This is a genomic window from Pseudomonas sp. LAIL14HWK12:I7, assembly GCF_000483465.1.
In the GTDB taxonomy this organism is placed as follows: domain Bacteria; phylum Pseudomonadota; class Gammaproteobacteria; order Pseudomonadales; family Pseudomonadaceae; genus Aquipseudomonas; species Aquipseudomonas kermanshahensis.
Window position 1 is genome coordinate 23,931 of record NZ_AXYZ01000018.1, and the last position, 19,374, is coordinate 43,304.

The 19,374-nt window shown below is 63.1% G+C and carries 20 protein-coding genes; 15 read left to right on the forward strand and 5 right to left on the reverse strand.

What is annotated here, in order from left to right:
- Positions 1 to 67: 67 nt before the first annotated feature.
- The 6 genes from hemC to D886_RS0117450 all read left to right on the forward strand — a co-directional run bounded on the left by hemC (position 68) and on the right by D886_RS0117450 (position 5,607).
- Complete coding sequence (hemC, locus tag D886_RS0117425) at positions 68 to 1,009, forward strand: hydroxymethylbilane synthase (RefSeq protein WP_027595126.1); 942 nt, start codon at positions 68 to 70, stop codon at positions 1,007 to 1,009.
- The gene (locus tag D886_RS0117430) at positions 1,006 to 1,773 is read left to right on the forward strand and encodes a uroporphyrinogen-III synthase (RefSeq protein ID WP_027595127.1); all 768 of its coding nucleotides are present in this window, start codon (positions 1,006 to 1,008) and stop codon (positions 1,771 to 1,773) included. The genes hemC and D886_RS0117430 overlap by 4 nt, the downstream gene beginning before the upstream one ends.
- 45 nt (positions 1,774 to 1,818) lie before the next feature.
- Positions 1,819 to 2,919, forward strand: coding sequence for a uroporphyrinogen-III C-methyltransferase (locus D886_RS0117435; protein ID WP_027595128.1), 1,101 nt, complete (start codon positions 1,819 to 1,821; stop codon positions 2,917 to 2,919).
- Entirely contained in the window at positions 2,916 to 4,154 is a 1,239-nt protein-coding gene (locus tag D886_RS0117440) for a heme biosynthesis protein HemY (protein ID WP_027595129.1), read from the forward strand. Before D886_RS0117435 ends, D886_RS0117440 begins: the two co-directional genes overlap by 4 nt.
- Before the next feature lie 244 nt (positions 4,155 to 4,398).
- Entirely contained in the window at positions 4,399 to 4,905 is a 507-nt protein-coding gene (locus D886_RS0117445) for a disulfide bond formation protein B (protein ID WP_027595130.1), read from the forward strand.
- A gap of 231 nt (positions 4,906 to 5,136) precedes the next feature.
- On the forward strand, positions 5,137 to 5,607 hold the full coding sequence (locus D886_RS0117450; protein ID WP_027595131.1) for an Rsd/AlgQ family anti-sigma factor: 471 nt from the start codon (positions 5,137 to 5,139) through the stop codon (positions 5,605 to 5,607).
- Between the two features lie 9 nt (positions 5,608 to 5,616).
- On the opposite strand, the gene D886_RS0117455 is transcribed toward D886_RS0117450, so the two are convergent.
- On the reverse strand, positions 5,617 to 6,267 hold the full coding sequence (locus D886_RS0117455) for an FKBP-type peptidyl-prolyl cis-trans isomerase (RefSeq protein WP_027595132.1): 651 nt from the start codon (positions 6,265 to 6,267) through the stop codon (positions 5,617 to 5,619).
- Between the two features lie 228 nt (positions 6,268 to 6,495).
- Between D886_RS0117455 and D886_RS0117460 the strand changes: the two genes are divergently transcribed.
- Positions 6,496 to 7,566 (forward strand): AlgP family protein, encoded by a 1,071-nt coding sequence (locus tag D886_RS0117460; protein ID WP_027595133.1) that lies wholly within the window; start codon positions 6,496 to 6,498, stop codon positions 7,564 to 7,566.
- Here D886_RS0117460 and D886_RS0117465 read toward each other — a convergent pair.
- A complete protein-coding gene (locus D886_RS0117465; protein ID WP_027595134.1) occupies positions 7,542 to 8,024 on the reverse strand; it encodes a TIGR02444 family protein in 483 nt (160 codons plus the stop codon). The genes D886_RS0117460 and D886_RS0117465 overlap by 25 nt on opposite strands.
- Positions 8,025 to 8,074: 50 nt before the next feature.
- On the opposite strand from D886_RS0117465, the gene D886_RS0117470 reads away from it, so the two are divergent.
- Both D886_RS0117470 and D886_RS0117475 read left to right on the forward strand, forming a co-directional pair.
- Positions 8,075 to 9,985, forward strand: a complete 1,911-nt coding sequence (locus tag D886_RS0117470; RefSeq protein ID WP_027595135.1) for an ATP-binding cassette domain-containing protein — start codon at positions 8,075 to 8,077, stop codon at positions 9,983 to 9,985.
- Positions 9,986 to 10,220: 235 nt separating this feature from the next.
- Positions 10,221 to 10,853: a LysE family transporter gene (locus D886_RS0117475; RefSeq protein WP_027595136.1), complete on the forward strand. Its 633-nt coding sequence runs from the start codon at positions 10,221 to 10,223 to the stop codon at positions 10,851 to 10,853.
- Between the two features lie 31 nt (positions 10,854 to 10,884).
- Here the strand turns inward: D886_RS0117475 and D886_RS0117480 are convergent, their stop codons facing one another.
- Positions 10,885 to 11,637 carry a slipin family protein gene (locus D886_RS0117480; protein WP_027595137.1) on the reverse strand — a complete coding sequence of 251 codons (753 nt, stop codon included), beginning with the start codon at positions 11,635 to 11,637 and terminating at the stop codon, positions 10,885 to 10,887.
- Between the two features lie 2 nt (positions 11,638 to 11,639).
- On the reverse strand, positions 11,640 to 12,989 hold the full coding sequence (locus D886_RS0117485; RefSeq protein WP_027595138.1) for a nodulation protein NfeD: 1,350 nt from the start codon (positions 12,987 to 12,989) through the stop codon (positions 11,640 to 11,642).
- Positions 12,990 to 13,088: 99 nt separating this feature from the next.
- Between D886_RS0117485 and D886_RS0117490 the strand changes: the two genes are divergently transcribed.
- The 3 genes from D886_RS0117490 (at position 13,089) to D886_RS0117500 (ending at position 14,559) form a co-directional block, all read left to right on the forward strand.
- Entirely contained in the window at positions 13,089 to 13,547 is a 459-nt protein-coding gene (locus tag D886_RS0117490) for an aminoacyl-tRNA deacylase (protein WP_027595139.1), read from the forward strand.
- Positions 13,548 to 13,608: 61 nt separating this feature from the next.
- A complete protein-coding gene (locus D886_RS0117495; protein ID WP_027595140.1) occupies positions 13,609 to 13,851 on the forward strand; it encodes a DUF2789 domain-containing protein in 243 nt (80 codons plus the stop codon).
- A 69-nt stretch (positions 13,852 to 13,920) separates the two neighbouring features.
- Positions 13,921 to 14,559, forward strand: a complete 639-nt coding sequence (locus D886_RS0117500) for a hypothetical protein (protein WP_027595141.1) — start codon at positions 13,921 to 13,923, stop codon at positions 14,557 to 14,559.
- A 6-nt stretch (positions 14,560 to 14,565) separates the two neighbouring features.
- Here D886_RS0117500 and D886_RS0117505 read toward each other — a convergent pair whose 3' ends face one another.
- On the reverse strand, positions 14,566 to 15,003 hold the full coding sequence (locus tag D886_RS0117505) for a CBS domain-containing protein (RefSeq protein ID WP_027595142.1): 438 nt from the start codon (positions 15,001 to 15,003) through the stop codon (positions 14,566 to 14,568).
- Between the two features lie 256 nt (positions 15,004 to 15,259).
- Between D886_RS0117505 and D886_RS0117510 the strand changes: the two genes are divergently transcribed.
- The 3 genes from D886_RS0117510 to D886_RS0117520 are packed head-to-tail and all read left to right on the forward strand — an operon-like array spanning position 15,260 to position 19,284.
- On the forward strand, positions 15,260 to 16,825 hold the full coding sequence (locus D886_RS0117510; RefSeq protein ID WP_027595143.1) for an OmpA family protein: 1,566 nt from the start codon (positions 15,260 to 15,262) through the stop codon (positions 16,823 to 16,825).
- A 21-nt stretch (positions 16,826 to 16,846) separates the two neighbouring features.
- Entirely contained in the window at positions 16,847 to 18,454 is a 1,608-nt protein-coding gene (locus tag D886_RS0117515) for a hypothetical protein (protein ID WP_027595144.1), read from the forward strand.
- On the forward strand, positions 18,451 to 19,284 hold the full coding sequence (locus D886_RS0117520; protein ID WP_027595145.1) for a hypothetical protein: 834 nt from the start codon (positions 18,451 to 18,453) through the stop codon (positions 19,282 to 19,284). Before D886_RS0117515 ends, D886_RS0117520 begins: the two co-directional genes overlap by 4 nt.
- The last annotated feature ends 90 nt before the right edge of the window (positions 19,285 to 19,374 follow it).

The following is a 19,374-nucleotide window of genomic DNA, read 5'->3' on the forward strand; positions in this document are numbered from 1 at the left end:
CCGCATCTGCTGGTGATGCCGCCGGAGCTGTTATCATCGGCAGCATTTCTCTGCATCGGGGCGTTCCATGTCCACTCGCGAAATCCGCATTGCCACCCGTAAAAGTGCCTTGGCCCTGTGGCAGGCCGAATACGTCAAAGCCCGCCTCGAGCAGGCGCACCCTGGGCTGATCGTGACCCTGGTGCCCATGGTCAGCCGCGGTGACAAGCTGCTGGATGCGCCGCTGGCGAAAATCGGCGGCAAGGGCCTGTTCGTCAAAGAGCTGGAAACCGCCCTGCTGGACAACGAAGCCGACATCGCCGTGCACTCGATGAAAGACGTGCCCATGGACTTCCCTGAAGGCCTGGGCCTGTACTGCATCTGCGAGCGGGAAGACCCGCGCGACGCGTTCGTTTCCAACCGTTTTGCAAGCCTTGAAGCCTTGCCCGCCGGCAGCATCGTCGGCACCTCCAGCCTGCGCCGCCAGGCCCAGTTGCTGGCGCGTCGGCCAGACCTCGAAATCCGCTTCCTGCGTGGCAACGTCAATACCCGCCTGGCCAAGCTCGACGCTGGCGAATATGACGCGATCATCCTCGCCGCCGCCGGCTTGATCCGCCTCGGTTTCGAAGACCGCATCACCGCCAGCATCAGCGTCGATGACAGCCTGCCCGCGGGCGGCCAAGGCGCGGTGGGTATCGAATGCCGCAGTGCCGACAGCGAAATCCATGCACTGCTGGCGCCGCTGCACCATCTCGACACCGCCGACCGGGTGGTGGCCGAACGGGCCCTGAACAAGCGCCTTAATGGCGGCTGCCAGGTGCCGATTGCCTGCTACGCAGTGCTTGAAGGCGACCAATTGTGGTTGCGCGGCCTGGTCGGCCAGCCGAGCGGGGGCACTTTGCTGGTGGCCGATGCCCGGGCGCCGCGCGCGTCGGCTGAAGCCTTGGGCGTGCAGGTTGCCGAAGACCTGCTCAGCCAAGGCGCCGAGGCCATCCTCAAGGAAGTCTATGGCGAGGCCGGCCACCCGTGAGCCCTTGGCGCCTGTTGCTGACCCGACCTGAAGAGGACTGCGCGGCACTGGCGCAGAGCCTGGCAGCCGCCGGCGTGGCCAGCAACTGCCTGCCTTTGTTGGCGATCGAGCCTGTGCGATTGGGCGACGTGGCGCGTCAGCGGCTTGCCGAGCTGGGGCACTACCAGGCCATGATCGTGGTCAGCAAACCGGCCGCCAAGTTGCTGCTTGAGCAACTTGCGCACGCCGGCCTGCAGCCTCCGGCAACCGGCTGGTTTACCGTCGGTGAAGCAACGGCTGCAGTGCTGCAATCCGCCGGTCTTCAGGTGACTTTCCCTACGCAAGGTGACGACAGCGAGGCCTTGCTCGCACTGCCGGTCCTGCGCGACGCTATCGCGCTTCCTACACCACGCGTCCTTATCGTCCGTGGCGTGGGAGGTCGCGAACTGCTGGCAGAGCGTCTTGCAGAGCAAGGTGCTAGTGTCGATTATCTGGAACTGTATCGTCGCTGCCTGCCGGAATACCCGGCGGGCACGCTGATGCGTCGCATCGAAGCGGAACGCCTCAATGGCCTGGTGGTCAGCAGTGGGCAGGGTTTTGAACATTTGCAGCAGATGGCCGGCGCCGATTGGCCGCAGGTGGCGCGTCTGCCGCTGTTCGTGCCGAGCCCGCGGGTTGCCGAGCAGGCCAGGGCCGCCGGGGCCCAACAGGTTGTGGATTGCCGTGGCGCCAGTGCCACGGCCTTGCTGGCAGCTGTGCAGCGCAGCGCTGCACCTGCCTCTTAAGGCGCTAAGCTGAACGCCTAGCGCCCCCATGCAAAGGATGGATACGTGAGCGAAACTGTCTTGTCCAATAACGATCAGCCGTCGGCCCAGACGCCGGCGGATCCCGTCTCCGCCACACCCGCCAAGCGCTCCGGCACCGGTCTGGCAGCGCTGGCGCTGCTGCTGGGTGCCGCCGGGGTCGCAATAGGTGGCTGGGGTGTCTGGCAGGTGCGGCAACTGCAAGGCAGCGAATTCAACCAAGGGCAGCACCTTGAAGCCCTGAACCAGCGCGCCGAAGCGCTGCAGCAGCGTGAACAGCAGATCAGCGCGCAGCTGGCCAGCCTGCCGGCTGCCAGCGAGCTGGAAGACCGCCGTCGCCTGGTTTCGCAGCTGCAAGGCGATCAGCAACGCCTCAGCCAGCGTCTGGAAACCGTGCTGGGCGAGAGCCGCAAGGAATGGCGCCTGGCAGAGGCCGAACACTTGCTGCGCCTGGCTACCCTGCGCCTCTCGGCGCTGCAGGACATCACCAGCGCCAAGGCCCTGGTCGAAGGCGCCGACGAAATCCTTCGCGAGCAGAGCGACCCCGGTGCCTTCGCCGCTCGCGAGCAGTTGGCGCGCAGCCTAGCAACCCTCAACAGCACGCAGCAGCCAGACCGCACGGGCCTGTTCCTCAAACTGGCTGCACAGCGCGAACTGGTGCAACAACTCAGCGCCCAGTCGCCTGAGTTCGAGAGCAATGCCGATGCGCTCGGTGCGCTGACCTCCGACGGCGATGGCGCCAGTCGCTGGTCGCAGTGGTGGGCGGAGATCTCGAAGTATTTCCAGATCGACTTCAATGCCGATGACAATGTGCGGCCGCTGCTGGCCGGGCAGTCGCTCAACCAGCTGCGCCTGGCCCTGAGCCTGACCATCGAGCAAGCCCAGTGGGCCGCGCTCAATGGCGAGGCCAAGGTCTACACCCAGGCACTGGATGATGCGCGCAGCGTACTGCTGGCCAACTTCAATGCCGACAACCCACAAAGCAAGGCCATGCTCGACAGCCTCAACGCCTTGGCCGAGCAACCGGTGTCTGTGGTCACCCCTGACCTGAGCGAGAGCCTGGCCTCGGTGCAAGCTTACATCCAGCGCCGCCACCTGCCGGCCGAGGGTGAAGGGGGCAAGCCATGAAGCGGGTCTACCTGCTGGCCGTACTGGCGATCGTGATCGCCGCCGCGCTGGGCATTGCGGTGGCCAAGCACAGTGGCTACGTCTTGATCGCCTATGGCAGCTTCCGCTATCAGTCCGGCTTGTGGGCGGCGCTGGCGGGGCTTGTTGCCGTGATCGCCCTGCTCGGGTTGCTGCGCTATCTGGTTGGCCTGGTGCTGACCTCCAGCGGCGTGGTCAACCCGTGGTCGCGTCGTAACCGCAGCCGCCGCATCCGTCTTTCCATCGAGCAAGGCCAGTTGGACCTCGCCGAGGGCCGCTGGGCCAGTGCCCAGCGCCATCTGCACCGCGCCGCCGAAGCTGAACGCCAGCCCTTGCTGTACTACCTCGGCGCCGCCCGCGCCGCCAACGAGCAAGGCCGCAAGGAAGACAGCGACAACCTGCTTGAGCGCGCCCTGGAGCGTCAGCCGCAGGCGGAACTGGCCATTGCCCTGACCCATGCCCAGTTGCAGATGGACCGTGGCGACACGGATGGTGCGCTGGAAACCCTGTTGGCGATGCAGGCGCGGCACCCGCATAACACCCAGGTGCTGCGCCTGCTGCAGCGCTTGTACCTGGAACGTGGCGATTGGTCGGCGCTGATTCGCCTGCTGCCTGACCTGCGCAAGGGCAAGGTGCTGCCAGCGGCTGAGCTCGCCGAGCTTGAAAAGCGTGCTTGGGGCCAGAACCTGAGCCTGGCGACAACCCGCGGCGAGGATGCGCAAAGTGCGCGTCAGGCCCTGGAACGTGCCTGGCAGCAACTGACTGCCGCCCAGCGCCAGGAGCCGCAGCTGGTGCTGGCCTACGCCGAGCAGCTGCGCCAGGTCGGCGCCCAGGGTGAAGCCGAGCACGTGCTGCGCACGGCCCTCAAGCGTGAGTACGAAAGCCACCTGGCCCGCTTGTATGGCCTGGTGCGCGGTGATGACCCGGCGCGCCAGTTGCAAACAGCCGAAGGCTGGCTGAAGGCGCATCCACAGGACCCAAGCCTGCTGCTGACCCTCGGCCGCCTGAGCTTGCAAAACCGCCTGTGGGGCAAGGCGCGGGACTATCTGGAAAGCAGCTTGCAGATGGAGCGCAACCCGGAAACCTGTGCCGAATTGGCCCGCTTGCTCGCCGGCCTTGGTGAGACCGAGCGCAGCAACCAGCTGTTCCAGGAAGGCCTCGGCTTGCTGGATGAGCGCTTGCTGGCGCTGCCGTTGCCAGAAGCAGTGCGCGCCTGAGTTACGCCTAATCGTTTTACCTGGGTTACCCCTTAGTTCGCGCCAGCGTGCGGGCTAAGGGGGCGGGTAACTTGTCCGGCGATATAAGTTAGTTCTGCAGTCCATTTCTTAAGACGTTTCCTACTGCCAGGCGGGAAACTTCCTTTGCTATTCAGCGACTTGTCGTCCCTGTAGCGCCTTGAAACACAGCGGTTACTTCCTCTACCGTTTCAAGCCACTTCATTCCCCGGGACCTCCATCGCCCATGCTGCCGGCCCGTTTACGCACTTTTTTCTTTCCTGCCTGCCTTGCCGCGTTGGCTGTGCTGGCCGGTTCATTTCACCTGGAAAGTGCCCTGGGGCTGGTGCCGTGCCCGTTGTGCTTCAGCCAACGTTTGTTACTGGGCCTGTATGGGCTGCTTTGCCTGTGCGCAGTGCTGCAGGCACCGGGCAGGTCGGGTATTCGTCGTTACGCGCAAGCACTGTTGGCCTGCTCGGCGGCGGGGGCGTTGCTGGCGGCACGGCATGTCTGGCTGCAAGGGGCGGGTGGGGCAGTTCACGTGTGCCCGGCTCCGATCTGGGATGTGTTCGAGCAATCCTGGCGTGAAGCTGCGCGGCAATTGCTGCTGGGTGGCCCGGATTGCAACGCACTGACCTGGAGCTTTGTTGACCTGACACTGCCTGAATGGAGCCTGCTGGCATTCCTGTTGCTGGGCGCGCTGCCCTTGAGCCGCCTGCTGGCGTATCGTTTCCGCACCCTGGCGGGCGATTGACCTGGCGCAAGCCTGGGACGCTATCGCGACCAATGGTGTTGTAACGGGGTATTAAACACTTGTATGAACTTTGTCTGCTGCGTACCTTGATGGTCAGCACGCGCGGGAATAATCTCCCAGCACGCATACCGAAAATACAACTGCTCGATGCCGTCCTGCTGATGTCACCTTTGTGCTGCGCGGTCGTGGTGCGAGGTGCAGCGGCATCTACCCAGAAGGGAAGAGATCGCCATGCTCGATAGTTGTCAGAACGCCCAGGAACGCTGGGGTGGGGTTCACAAGCTGATCGACCGTTGGCTGGAGGAGCGCCATGAACTGGTGCAGGCTTTCCGCGCGTTGCGCGACGCCAAGCCAGCCTTCGCCGACAAGGACAAGAACCGCGATTTTTGCGCGGTGCTGGTCGACTATGTCTCGGCTTGGCATTTCGAAGTCAGCGAACAGCTGGTCAGTGAAGCCAAGGCCTTCGGCGACACTCGCGGCCTTGAACTGGCCACGCAGATCAACCCGCGCATCGATGACAGCACCCAGATCGCACTGGCATTCAATGACCATTGCGAGAAGGGCGAGTGCACAGACCCCGAGCGCTTCGCCGAAAAACTGGCCAAGCTGGGCGGCCTGCTGCACGAGCGCTTCGAGCTGGAGGATTGCCTGATCGAGGTGTTGCACAACGCGCACAAGGAAGAGGGCACGGTCGAAGCCTGAGGCGTGGCGTCAGTCGCCAACCGCCAGCAGTTCGATCTCGAATACCAAGGGGGTATAGGGCGCGATCAGGTCACCCGCGCCCTCGGCACCGTAGGCTTGCGCTGACGGAATCACCAGGCGCCATTTCGCGCCTGCATGCATCCGAGGCAACGCCACCCGCCACCCTTCAATCACCGAATCCAGGCTGAACCACTGCGGCTGTTGGTTTTGGTCGAACACCGAGCCATCCGGCAACCTGCCCACGTAGCGTACCTGCACCTTGCCACCCGCTTTCGGCTGCGCGCCGGCGCCGCTTTGCAGTTCGCTGTAAAGCACGCCTTCGGGCAGTTCATGCACACCAGCACGTGCCCGCTCGTTGGCCATGAAGCGTGTTTCCACCGCCTTGAGTTTTTCTGCCTGAGCCTGCTCGGCGGCGTTGTCGGCCTGCGCTTCGTGCTGCTGCAGCACAGCCTGCATATGTGCCTTGTCGAGCTTGAGCGGTTGCCCTTGATAAGACTGGCGCAGGCCTTCGACCAGGGCGTCCAGTTGCAGCCCCGGCATCTCTTCGCGCAGCCGCTCGCCCAGGCTGGCACCCAGGCTGTAGGCCAGGTCGTGGTCGTCTGCATTGGCCAGGGCAAAGGGCGCCACCAGGCACAAACCTAAAACAAGAAAACGCGGCATGGACAGTTCCTGCGCAATGAGCGGGCCGTGGCAGCCAACATCGGGGTTGGCCTGTATCTGCCAAATATGAGCAACGCTTAATTCAGCAACTACACTTTCACGGAGCTGCAAGATAACAACTTTGCCCAGGCATGCAACGCGGCGTAAATATTACTGTCAACATGCCCTAGCGGCGGTAGCAGCAGAAGCATAGTATGAGCCGCAATCTCGTCAGCCAGGAGGTAAACCATGTCGGCCAAAAAGAAGCCAGTAAGTACGCCGTTGCACCTGCTCCAGCAACTTTCGGGCAGCCTGCTCGAACATTTGGAAGATGCCTGCTCGCAAGCGCTGGCTGATGCGGAAAAACTGCTGGCCAAGTTGGAAAAGCAACGTGGCAAGGCACAAGAGAAACTGCACAACGGTCGCCTGAAACTGCAGGACGCGGCCAAGGCAGGTAAAGCCAAGGCGCAGACCAAGGCACAAAAAGCTATCGGTGAACTTGAAGGGTTGCTCGACTCGCTCAAGGACCGCCAGACCCAGACCCGTACCTACATCCAACAGCTCAAGCGTGATGCCCAGGACAGCCTGAAGCTGGCCCAAGGTGTGGGCAAGGTGCGTGAAGCCGCCAGCAAGGCACTGGACCAGCGTGCCGTCGCTGCCAAGGCTGCAAAACCATCTGCTGCTAAAGCACCGGCCAAGGCTGCCAACAAGCCAGCAGCACGCGCCACGGCCGCCAAACCTGCCGCCAAAGCACCTGCAGCCAAGGCGCCGGCCAGAGCTGCTGCCGCCAAGCCAGCCGCCAAAGCCGCTGCCACCAAAGCGCCGGCCAAAGCGCCAGCAAAAGCCGCTGCCGCCAAGGCACCCGCCAAAACCGCCGCCGCCAAACCTGCGGCCAAGCCAGCCGCTAAAGCCGTCGCTGCCAAAGCACCGGCCAAGGCTGCAGCTGCAAAACCCGCAGCCAAGCCAGCTGCTGCCAAGGCGCCAGCCAAAGCCGCCGCTGCTAAACCGGCAGCCAAACCTGCAGCGGCCAAAGCCCCAGCTAAACCTGCAGCTGCAAAACCTGCGGCCAAGCCTGCTGCCAAGCCCGCGGCTGCCGCTAAAGCACCCGCGCGTGCTGCCGCCAAACCGGCTGCAAAACCGGCGGTGAAAGCTGCTGCAAAACCGGCTGCTGCCAAACCAGCCGCGAGCAAGCCAGCTGAAACCAAGCCCGCCACGGCTGCCACCAGCGCGCCTGCCGCCGCGACCAACTCGGCCAGCCCGGCCGCAGCACCGTCGGCACCCGCCAGCACCCCGGCTCAGGCGCCGTCTTCGGCATCCTGAAGCGCTGCCGCCGCGACGCGCAATTGATGCAGCGCGCGGTGATCTTGGGCCTGGTCCGGCGCTAGCCGGGCCAGCCAGTCGTCCGTGGGCTCGTGCGAGTCCGCGGGCCACTGTCGCGAGCACGCCTGCAGGCGTTCCAGCAAGGCCTTCTCGGCCTGCAATTCCAACCCCTTTACTTGCTCACGCAACGCTGCCAACTGCGCATCGTTGTGCGCTGCCGTGCGCCATTGCTGGCGCAGGTTACGCAATGGCGCCACCACCTCACACTGCCAAGGTTCGGCAATGTCGCGCAGGGCTTGTGCGCGCTGACCTGTCGCGGCCACGCCGCGTGCTTGCAGCCACGTGCCGCAGAGCAACAGGCAAACGTCACCGCCCAACGCTTGCACGTCAAGGCAGGCCTCTTCCACGCCGGCCCTGGCATACAAGGCCAGGGCGTGATTCCACAGGTCGGTGTACATGATTCCACTCACGCTACGGGCCGAGGAAGCTGGTAGACTCCGCGACCATCATGATCAGACTATCCAACCTCACTTTACAGCGTGGTCCGCAGCGCTTGCTAGAAGGCGCCGAGATGACCTTGCACGCCGGCCACAAGGCCGGTTTGATCGGTGCCAACGGCGCCGGAAAATCCAGCCTGTTCGCCTTGCTGCGCGGTGAGCTTTCGCCCGATTCCGGCGATTGCCAGCTGCCCGGCGACTGGCGCATCGCCCACATGCGCCAGGAGGTCGACACCCTCGATCGCCTCGCGGTGGACTATGTGCTCGATGGCGACGTGCGCCTGCGCAAGGTGCAGGCCGAGCTTGCCATCGCCGAAACGGCGCACGACGGCACGGCCTTGGCGCGCCTGCACAGCGAGCTGGAAAGTGCCGATGGCTATACCGCCGATGCCCGAGCACGCAAATTGCTGGCCGGCCTTGGCTTCACCAACGAACAGATGGACCGCCGCGTCGGTGACTTCTCCGGTGGCTGGCGGATGCGCCTGAACCTGGCACAGGCACTGATGTGCCCGTCCGACCTGCTGCTGCTCGACGAGCCCACCAACCACCTGGACCTGGATGCCATCCTTTGGCTGGAAGACTGGCTCAAGGGCTACCCCGGCACCCTGTTGCTGATTTCCCACGACCGCGATTTCCTCGATGCCGTGGTCGACCACGTGGTGCACGTCGAGCAGCGCAAGCTGAACCTGTACAAGGGCGGCTACACCGCCTTCGAGCGCACCCGTGCCGAGCGCCTGGCGCAACAGCAGCAAGCCTACGAGAAGCAGCAGGCCCAGCGTGCGCACATGGAAAAGTACATCGCCCGCTTCAAGGCACAGGCCACCAAGGCCCGCCAGGCCCAGAGCCGGATCAAGGCCCTGGAGCGCATGGAAGAGTTGTCGGCGGCGCATGTCGATTCGCCGTTCGACTTCGTCTTCCGTGAGTCGCAGAAAATCTCCAGCCCACTGCTGGACATGTCCGAAGGCCGCCTGGGTTATGGCGACAAGGCCATCCTGGAGAAGGTCAAGCTGCAGCTGGTGCCGGGTGCGCGTATCGGCCTGCTCGGCCCCAACGGCGCGGGCAAGTCGACCCTAATCAAGAACCTTGCCGGCGAGCTGGAGCCGCTGTCCGGGCGCCTGGTGCGTGGCGAGAACCTGGCGGTGGGCTACTTCGCCCAGCACCAGCTCGACTCCCTCGACGACAAGGCCAGCCCGCTGTTGCACCTGCAGCGGATTGCCCCGACCGAGCGTGAGCAGACGCTGCGCGACTTCCTCGGCGGCTTCGATTTCCACGGTGACCGTGTCGACGAGCCGGTGGTGAATTTCTCCGGTGGTGAAAAGGCCCGCCTTGCCCTGGCGCTGATCGCCTGGGAACGGCCGAACCTGTTGCTGCTCGACGAACCGACCAACCACCTGGACCTGGAAATGCGCCTGGCGCTGACCATGGCCTTGCAGGAGTTCGCCGGTGCTGTGGTGGTGGTTTCCCACGACCGTCACCTGCTCAAAAGCACCACCGACGATTTCCTGCTGGTGGCTGACGGCAAGGTCGATACGTTCGATGGCGACCTGGAAGACTACAGCCGCTGGCTGGTCGAGTACCGTCAGCGCAACGCGCCGGTCAGCAACACCCCGGCCAACCCGGACAAGACCGACAAGAAAGCTCAGCGCCAGGCTGCAGCGGCCTTGCGTCAGCAACTGGCACCGCACAAAAAGGCGGCCGACAAGCTGGAAGCCGAGCTTAACCAGGTGCATGCGCAACTGGCTGAGATCGAAACAGCGTTGGGCGACAGTGGCCTGTACGAGGCCGCGCGCAAGGATGAACTGCGCGATGTGCTGGCCCGTCAGAGCAAACTCAAGCAGCGCGAAGGCGAGCTTGAGGAAGCCTGGATGGAAGCGCTGGAAACGTTGGAAAGCATGCAGACCGAGCTTGAGGCGCTGTCCTGAGGCTGAGGTCTTTGGGGCGTAGGGCGGGAGCCTTTTAGCGCTTGTGAGATCGAGCGCCGCTTGCGCGGCGTTTCGCAGCACAAGGCTGCTCCTACATCTGTTCGTGTCAGGCGCAAAGGGGGGTCGCGCCCATGCCACAGGAATAACTGGCCCAAAATCTGCAAAATCCGCTGGTTATTTTTTCGCCAACATCTTAGCTTAACGTTTTGCAACATATGTTCGAGCGAGGTGTGTGATGTCGATGGAAGTGTGGTTGGGCTTCTTTGCCGCGTGTTGGGTAATCAGCCTTTCACCGGGGGCCGGGGCGATTGCCTCGATGTCCAGCGGCCTGCAGTACGGTTTCTGGCGCGGTTACTGGAACGCGCTAGGCCTGCAGATTGGCCTGATCGTACAGATCGCCATCATCGCCGCCGGCGTCGGCGCTATCCTCGCCGCTTCCGCCACCGCCTTTACGGTGATCAAGTGGTTTGGCGTTGCCTACCTGGTCTACCTGGCCTACAAGCAATGGCGCGCGCTGCCGATGGACATGAGCGAAGAGTCTGCCGTGCGCCCGATCGGCAAACCGCTGAGCCTGGTGTTCCGTGGTTTTCTGGTCAACGTCAGCAACCCCAAGGCACTGGTGTTCATGCTGGCGGTGCTGCCGCAGTTCATCAACCCACATGAGGCCCTGCTGCCGCAGTACGTGGCCATCACCGTCACCATGATCACCGTCGACATGCTGGTGATGGCGGGCTACACCGGCCTGGCTTCGCGGGTGCTGCGCCTGCTGCGTACACCCAAACAGCAGAAGCGGCTGAACCGCACCTTTGCCGGGTTGTTCATCGGCGCGGCAACCTTCCTCGCGACCCTGCGTCGCGCGCCTATCTGACAGGCCATCGGGGGCGCACAAGCGCCCCCAGTTATTTCGGCTTTTCCACAAAGCCCTTGAGCAAATCCAGCGGCAGTGGAAAGACGATGGTCGAGCTCTTGTCCCCGGCAATCGCCCCCAGCGTCTGCATGTAGCGCAACTGCATCGCCCCTGGCTCCTTGCTGAGCATCTGCGCCGCCTGCATCAGTTTTTCGGACGCCTGCAACTCCCCTTCGGCATGGATCACCTTGGCCCGTCGCTCACGTTCGGCCTCGGCCTGGCGCGCGATGGCACGCACCATCGATTCGTTGAGGTCGACGTGCTTGATCTCGACATTGGCCACTTTGATGCCCCAGGCATCGGTTTGCGCGTCCAGCACCTGGCGGATATCGGCATTCAGTTGCTCGCGCTCGGCCAACAGCTCGTCCAGCTCATGCTTGCCAAGCACGGCGCGTAAGGTGGTCTGGGCCAGCTGGCTGGTAGCGACGAGAAAGTCTTCGACCTGAATGATCGCTTTTTGTGGGTCGAGCACGCGAAAGTACAGCACGGCATTGACCTTGACCGAGACGTTGTCGCGGGTGATCACGTCCTGCGGCGGTACATCCAGCACGACCGTGCGCAGATCGACCCGAACCATCTGCTGGATGACCGGGATCAGCAGGATCAACCCCGGCCCTTTCACCTGCCAGAACCGTCCCAGCTGGAACACCACGCCGCGCTCGTACTCGCGCAAGATCCGGAACGCCGACAGCAACAACACGCCCAGCAGCATCAGCAGGGCGCCGAAACCCAATTGCATGAACATCGTCATTCTCCTTGGGCCGCAGGTGCAGCAGCGCTGACCTCCAGCATCACGCCACGGCGCGCCGTGACTCGCACGTGTTGGCCAGGCTGCAGTGGCGTCGCGCACTGAACCTGCCACTGTTCGCCCTGCGCCTGCACCGAACCGCAGAACGGGTTGTCTGCCAGCACCTGAGTGACCGTGACCAGGCTCCCGACCAAGCCGGCATCGCCGCTCACCAGGGCGCGCTTGCGCGCTTTCAGGGCCATGCCCAGCACGCCACCGATGAGCAGCGCCGACAGCACTGCCAGGCTGGCGATCAAGGGCAAGGGGATGCCGAACCCAGGCACGTCGGTGTCCATCAAAATCACTGCGCCGACCACGAAGGCCACGATGCCGCCAAAGCCGACCACGCCAAAGCTGGGCAAGAACGCCTCGGCAATCATGAACGCCAGCCCGAGCAGGATCAGCGCCACCCCGGCGTAGCTCACCGGCAGCAATTGCAGGGCATACAGCGCCAGTAATAGGCAGATACCGCCGATCACGCCGCCTACGGTGGAGCCGGGGCTCATGAACTCGAACAGCAGGCCGTACACGCCGACCATGATCAGGATCAGCGCCACGCTGGGGTTGGTGATGACCGCCAGCAGGCGTGTGCGCCAGTCCGGCAGATGTTCGACCAGGCTGGCTGCGCGGGTGTGCATCTGCTGCGGCTGGCCGGCAGCGTCCAGTGTTTTGCCGTCGAGTTGGCGCAGCAGGTCGGGCAGGTCAGTCGCCACGAGGTCGACCACCTTCAGCCGCAACGCCTCGCTGGCCGACAAACTGACGGCTTCGCGCACGGCCTGCTCCGCCCAATCGGCATTGCGCCCGCGCAGCTGCGCCAGGCCGCGTATGTAGGCAGCAGCGTCATTGACCTGCTTGCGGGCGAGGGTTTGTTCATCACCACTGGGCTTGGCCTTGTCGTCCTTGGGCATGCCCGGGGGGCCGCCGATCTGCACCGGGGTGGCCGCGCCCAGGTTGGTCCCGGGGGCCATGGCTGCGACATGGCTGGCATAAAGGATGTAAGTGCCAGCGCTAGCGGCCCGTGCACCGCTGGGCGCGACGAAGCTGGCAACCGGCACGGGGCTGGCGAGGATGGCTTTGATCATCTGGCGCATGGCGCTGTCCAGGCCACCAGGGGTATCCATGCGGATGACCACAAGTTGCGCGCCTTGTGCATGGGCCTGGTCCAGGCTGCGCACCAGGTAGTCGGCACTGGCCGGGCCGATGGCATCGTCGATGCTCAACACCCAGACGGCACCGGGCGCTGCCTGGCTGCCCGGTGCCAGCCCAAGCAGCATTAACAGCAACAGCCAGCGCCACCAGCGAGCGGCCACCTGTCGTCACCTCGTTCGTCCCTATTACACAAGTTTAGTCATGCCTGCCGGGCCAAGGCCTAAAATTGAAGATTGGGGGCGCAATACCGGAGGTGCATCATGCGTATGGCAAAGACCCTGCAGGCCCGCCTGGACAAGGCCAACTGCGACTACGACATCATTCCCCATCCACATTCAGCCACCAGCCTGGAGTCGGCACGCACGGCCGGTGTACCCGCCGAGCGGGTCGCCAAGTCGGTGGTGCTCGATGACCGGCATGGCAACTACATCCTGGCCGTGCTACCAGCCAACCGGCATCTGGACATGAGCAAGGTGCGCATGTCGGGCGCCTGGCAACTGACCCGCGAAAGCGGCCTGCCGACGCTGTTCGGCGATTGCGAACGCGGCGCAGTGCCGGCACTTGGCGATGCCTACGATATAAAAATGCTGCTCGACCCGACCCTTACCCGGCAAGGTGATGTCTACCTGGAGGCGGGTGACCACGATCACCTGATCCACATGAGCATGGAGCAGTTCATGAAACTGGTACCGCACGCCGAAGTGCGTGAGCTGTGCTGATGTTCTCAAGCCAACGCCGGGCGGGCGTCGTGGACGGCCTGACCGGCTTTTAGGAGGAATCATGGAAGCACCGACCCATCCATTCGCCGAGCTGTTCAAACAGCTGGGCTTGCCTGACGATGCTTTGAGTATCGATCAATTCATCACCAGCCACTCGCCGCTGCAAAACGAGATCAAGCTGGTCGATGCCCCGTTCTGGACCGATGCCCAGCGCAACTTCCTCAAGGACAGCATCAACGAAGATGCTGATTGGGCAGTCCCTTTCGACCAACTCAACGAGGCGTTGCGCCGCCCCCGAAAATAAAGCGCCGAGCGGCACCTGACGAGTGATTGGCCGTTGCTATGCTCAGGAAAACAATAAGGGGATAGCGCGATGAAAGATCCCTACGCACCAGGGTTCTGGTGCTCCGTGACGATCCTGGGCACGCTGACGGCCAGTTACTTCTATGGCATCAGGCAGACGCAACAGATGAACCAGGCGGTGCAGTTTCTCTACGCCGCCGCCGCGGTCACCGTGGCGGTTGCGCTGGTGGCGCTGACCTGGATCGCCTGGCAACAGTTGCGCCTGAACAAGCGTGAGGTGATCCAGGGGCGAACGTTGCTGACCATCTGGAACACCAAGGTTGCCCTGCGCCGGGTCGAAACGGTATTCGACCGCTATTTCTGGGGCAGTTACTGGCACTCCGGGCGCACCTTCGAAGAAGTCATGGGTGAGCTCAAGGGCACCCCGCTGGAGCAAAGCCTGGACGCCTTAAAGCGCCAGTGCCGGGCCCTCGACCGCGAAATCCACGATCACCACCACCATTGGCTGGCCAACGCACGGGACCTCTCCAGCGTGGCGGCGGCCATGGCCCGCGAACGCTATCAGCTCGACCTGGGCGAGCCGACGAGCACGGGCAATGGCACCACTGCCGTGCTCAACCGCGACCTTGAAGTGCTGGTATACACCTGGTCGGCGCGCCTGCGCAGCTTCGACCACCAACTGGACGAACTGGAGCGCGCCTACCACTGAGGCGGTTTACTCGCCGCGGATGTACTGCTCCAGTTGCAGGATCAGGTTGGCCTGTTCGGCGATGGTTTCCTTCACCAGGTCGCCAATCGACAACAGGCCCAGCAGTTCGCCATTGCTGACCACCGGCAGGTGACGCAGGTGCAGGTTGGTCATCTGGTTCATGCAATATTCCAGATTGTGCTTGGGTTCCACGGTAATCACCGGGGCGCTCATGATCTCGCGTACTGGCGTTGCCGCTGACGAACGGCCTTTGAGCACCAGCTTGCGGGCATAATCCCGCTCACTGACGATGCCGATCACCTGGTTGTTCTCCACCACGGGCAGCGCACCGATATTTTTCTCCGCCAGCAGTTTAAGGGCGTCCAGTACCGAGTCGTCCGGGCCGATGGTGTAAACGGTCTGGGGCTGCGACTTGGTCTTGAGGATTTGTTCGACGTTTTTCATACGGGCCTCTGCGGGTGGAAAAAGCGCTGTCTCAATGTAAATAAAGCATCCGGCACGGCGCTCTGCACGGCAATGCAGGAAACGGCATGGAGGCGATTGAAAAACGTCATGGTTGAATCGATTGTGTACCAAGCACTCCGGCAAGCCGTGTATCCGGCGCTGGAGATGCTTACCTGGGTGGGGCAAAATCCCCGGTAATCTGTGACAATGCATGTCAAGTTGCCATCATCCAGACCTGTTTCGGCAAGGAGCCGCAATGCAAAGCATGTTTCGCCTCACAGCGCTCAGTTGCGCCTTCATCACCGCTGCCGGTTGCAGCAGCCAACAGATCGACAATATTTCCAAGAGCGTTAAAGACATTGGCAGGGACTACGGCATGCCCGTGCTCTGTGGTGTCGGGGTTGTCGCCGGGGGCGCTGCCGGTTATGCCCTTAAAGGCAAGGACGGCATCTTGCCGGGCGTTGCAGTCGGCGGCACGTTGGGGTGCATCGCCGGTTATGTCTGGCAGTCGCGCTTGCAGGAGCTTGACCGCATCGCCAAGGAAGAGAACCTGAAGATCACCACCGAGAAGTTGACCGTTGCCTCGGCAGCGGTGGTGACCGCCGTCCCTGAACAGGCGGGCCTGGTGACCCAGATCGAAGACACCGGGATGTTCGCCACTGGCTCCGACCAACTGACCCCCAACGGCCAGCGCGCCGTGGCCAAGCTGGCGCAGATGTATGCCAAGCCGGCCGCCACCGACAAGCAGGCCGCCGCCAAGGAGGCGCAGGCACGTCGCTTGTTGATCGTTGGCCACAGCGATGCCGTGGGCAATGCCGATTTCAACCAGAAGCTGTCCGAGCGCCGCGCCAAGACCGTGGGCAAGGTCATGCTGCAGGCCGGCATTCCGGCCAGTGCCATCTATTACCAAGGCGCCGGGGCATCGCGCCCGATTGCCGATAACAGCGACCCGTTGCTGCGTGGCCAGAACCGCCGTGTGGAAATTGTCGAGCTGGCCAACGAACAGGCCCTGGTGATGCGTGCCCAGGCAGAAGCGGGCAACACCCGCTACCTGCACTACGGCACCTCGACCGCTGCCAAGCCTCGGCAGGCGACCACTACTGCACAAGCGAGCAGCAAGCCTGCCGCGAGCAAGCCGACCACGGCACAGCGCACGCCTGTCACGGCCAGCAGTACCGCCAGCGCAACCACCAGTACCAGCAGCACCAGCACCAGCACCGCGAAGGCTGTTGCAGCTGTGCGTCCGCAGGTCGATTTCGCCGGTACTCCCGTGGCCAACTACAGCTGGACCATGGCGCAGAGCATCAAGCCGAAACAGAGTGGCTTCACGCTGATCAGCAGCGCATACGCCGCGCAGATGCCGATGTCCAGCTGCGAGGCCGACCGCCCACGCAATGCCGGTGAAGTGCTGAGCATGGTCAACGACCAACCTTTGCAGCGCCGCGCCACCAAGGACTACCTGCCGGGTTACAACAACCGGGTCTGGGCCAACCTGGTCAACGGGCACCTGGTGACCGTGTCGCCAGTATCGATCTTGCGTGAGAACGCCATGGTCGACCGCCAGCCGATCCTGCAGTTGGTCGAAGACTACAAACAGCCCACGCAGCACAAACCACGCACCATGAAGGCCGTGGCCAACACCTATGAAGGCGAAAGCGAAGTGCTCTACCGGGTCTTCGCCAGTGATGCCCAGGCATCGATTTCGTGCATGGACATCGTATTCAGCAAAGGCAACGCCGAGGTCAGCCAAGGTGCCTTGTTCTATGCCGCCGGCAGTGACGCGTTCGTCGCTTCCTACAAGCCGATCCCGGCTACCAAATAACCCCAGTCAAGGACGTCCTGAATGGAAGACTTTTCGCTCGCTGCACTTAAATCACTGATTCTCGCCAATCAGTTGCTCTCTGCCGGCCTGCTTTCGTTGCTGATCACTGCGGTGATCGTGCGTAACTATTGGGAAGAGGTTTCCTACTTCCTGACCCGTGTCTGGCACAGCTTCCCCTTGATCGGTACGGTCGCGCGCCTGTCGCGCAAGCCGGCTTCGGTCGACGCTGAAGGCTGGATCAACCACGAAGTCACCCTGTCGAACGTGTACAACAAGAAGTTCAAGCTCTACGCCAAGGACGCGAACGCCTACAGTGCCTACCTGGACTACCTGTCCAAGGCCGGTGAGGCCGGCCGTTCTGCACGGCCGTGGTGGGTGTTGGCGGTTGTCCTGTTGCTGGTGGTGATCGAGGCCATGGGGTTTGCCTATGTGGTCGCCGGCTGGGTGAACATGGACGCGTCGACCAATGACCGTCACTGGCTGACGGCATTCGTGGCGATTCTGCTGGCCGTTGCGTCGGCGTTTCTGGCCGAGGCTGCCGGGCACGCGGTGCACCACAACAGCCTGGTCGCTCGTGCCCGCCATTGGTGGCAGGGTGAAGAGCCTTCCAAGCGCTCGCGCTCGCTGAAAGCCAACAAAGCCATCAACCTGGAAGACTCCTTCAGCGACTCGGACAAGCCTGACTACGAGCAGTTGCTGGCCCGTGTGAAGGACGTGAACGCCAACGTCACGCGCAAGTTCTTCTGGTTGATCACCTGCGGTGCGTTCGTGGTGGCCATGGCCATTGGTGCCTTCCTCATCCGTTCGGCCACCCTGGACAGCATCGAGACCGAGATGGTCAACGGCATGCGTGCCGAAGCGTCCACGCAAAGCAGCACCGCGGGCTCGCCGTTCGACCTGCCAGCAGAATCCCAGGCCATCAACGATGAAGCGGATAACGCCACCATCGACGACAAGATGCAGGCGATCCGCAAGGCCAGCCTGACGACCTACGTGATGCTGTCGCTGATCTACGTGGCGATCCAAGGCATCAGCCTGTGGTTGGCCAGCCGCTACTTCTTCGCCGGTACGCACTCGCACACCGCCTGGCAGCGTACCCACAAGTACGCCACCTCCGAAGAAATGCTCGATGCGATGGACCAGAAGCGTTCGGCCATCGCCAGCCATGCCGATGACAAGCTGCGTCGCTTGCAGACCTTGTTGTCCAGCCGTGATCACACCGATGCCAATGTGCTGACGGCACTGGACGGGGAAAACACCGCCCGCCGCAATTTCTTGAGCTTCGTCGAACACAAGGCTGACAAGGTATCGGAGCAGCCAGAGAAGCCAGCGCGGCCGGTTGAGACCGTGGCACCAGCACCCGCGGCTGTAGCCGTCGCTGTCGCCGCGATGCCGGTCGAGCCTGCGCCTGCCGTAGCCCCTGTTGCCCCTGCTGCTGCAGTGGCCGAGCCGGTCGCTATCAAGGCCTCCGAGTTCCACGATGTGACTGGCCTGCCGGAAGAAAGCCTGGCCGCCGCCAGCCGTGCGCTGAATGTCAGCGAGGCGCAACTGCGCGACATCCGCGAGCAACAGCAAGCACTCAAGGCCCTTGGCCTGTTCCCTGCGAAGAAGGAGGGCATGCTGTCATGAGGCTTGCCAAGGCCCTGATCCTGGCGCTGGCGCTGCCGTGTGCAGCGCTGGCCGCCGAACGCAACGATCTGCAGAGCTGCTACACGCGCAACGGCCTGGCAGACATCAAGCCTGCAGGTTCCGGCCGCGAGCTGGTGGTGATCATCGATCAGACCATCCCGATGCCAGAAGACTTGCAGCGCAGCGCCTGGGGCCAGATCGACCGGTTCGTGCAGCCGGGCGATCGCGTCAGGCTCTATACCTTCTCGGCGTTCCTGCCGGGTGAGTATCAGCGCCTGGTGTATGCCGGCGAGCTGGACACGCCGTTGCAGGGAGAGGTTCGCGACGATGTGAACATGCGCAAGCTGCGTGGCCTGGACCAGTGCCTGGCGACCCAGAAAAAGGCGTTTCAGACCGGTTTCGGCGGGCTGTTCGTGAAGGGCCTGCGCGAGGCGCGTCAGGACATCCCCAAGAGCGAAATCATGAACACCCTGCGCCGTGTCGGTGAAGACATGGGCAAAGAGCAGGGTATCCAGGAGCGGGTGGTGTACCTGATTTCGGACATGCTCGAGCATTCCGACTACACCAGCTTCTACGCGGCCAACCAGATCAAGCAACTGAACGTTGGCAACGAGCTGAAGCTTGCGCAGAGCAAGGGGCTGTACGCCGACCTGCAAGGCGCCCGGGTGTATGTGTCTGGCGCTGGGCTGGTCACCGACGCGGTGAAGCATGCCTACCGCTCTGGCAAGACCATGGATGCGCTGAACGACTTCTGGGCGCAGTACTTGAATGCGTCCAACGCAACGTTGGAAGGCTTTGGCACGCCTAGCCTGAGTACCGACCTTCGATAACCCGGCCTTCCGGGTAATACGCACCCTTGTAGGAGCAGCCTTGCGCTGCGAAGAGGCCGGTACTGAGTATGCAACTCTGCTAGGTTTACC